Here is a 938-nt window from a genome sequence, read left to right on the forward strand (position 1 = left end):
ACGCAGGTGGGCTATTTCGTCGGGGTTGGTGATGATCTCACCGGCGGACCAGTGATACCGCCCCCGGTTAAAGCGGGTCTCGATATACCCGTGGTCGCGCACAAGACGGACGGGGACGGCATTGCTGCCTACCCCCTCCCCCTGAGCCTTGCGAGGCCGCGCCATTACGCAGCCGATGCCTGACTGGTCGCACCAAGGCTCTCGATCACCACGCCACGCTTGAGGTAGCTGTTCGTGGCGGTGGGGATGATCGAGGTGTTGGCGGTCAGGTCGGTCGGCAGGGCAAAGCCGCCAATCCACGACCACGACTGCGCGATGATCTGCGCCAGACGGTCAAGTGCGGGGCGCGTAATCATGCACACGTCATCAACGTGGGTCAGTTCGCCGCCATCCAGCAGGCCCGCATAGTGTTCGCCCATGTTGGCGTAATCGCCCTCGATCAGCGCGCCATGACCGCAGATGATGGCGCGATGGATGGCCCCTACGCCAAGTGACGCCTGCTGCGGAGCCTCGGTGGTGGGGATGAAACGCACACCGAGCAGATCGAACACCTGACCGGTCTGGTAGGTATCGGACCCATACTGGCCGCGATACAGCAGCTTGAAGTCATCGTCGCGGAACAGCCCGAGCAACTGGTTGTTGTCCAGGTAGCAATGATAGACGCCTTCGGGCATCGTGGGCACGTTGTTGTCACGCAGGGCCGCCACAGCACCAAGCACGTTCTGGATGGTCAGCATGTCGCCAGCGGCAAGCGCTGCGGTCGTGGCACGACCATTGGGGCGCAGGACCAGCGGGGCGGTCGCGGCCACAACGGCCATCCCTTCGGTGCCGTCAGCCACCGACACATTCCCGGAGAAGGTGAGCGTGCCAGAAATGCCATTCGGTGCCGTGGAGGCGTTGGTAGCATCGGCAGCAACCCCGACCAGCGTGTAGGAACC

1 pseudogene is annotated in these 938 nt (G+C 63.5%); it reads right to left on the bottom strand.

Annotation, left to right across the window (positions count from 1 at the left end):
* Positions 1-164: 164 nt before the first annotated feature.
* Positions 165-938: pseudogene (locus tag CFR80_RS18465) on the bottom strand (DUF4043 domain-containing protein); the annotation flags it as partial.

Source organism: Komagataeibacter oboediens, assembly GCF_003207815.1.
GTDB classification, from domain to species: Bacteria; Pseudomonadota; Alphaproteobacteria; order Acetobacterales; family Acetobacteraceae; genus Komagataeibacter; species Komagataeibacter oboediens.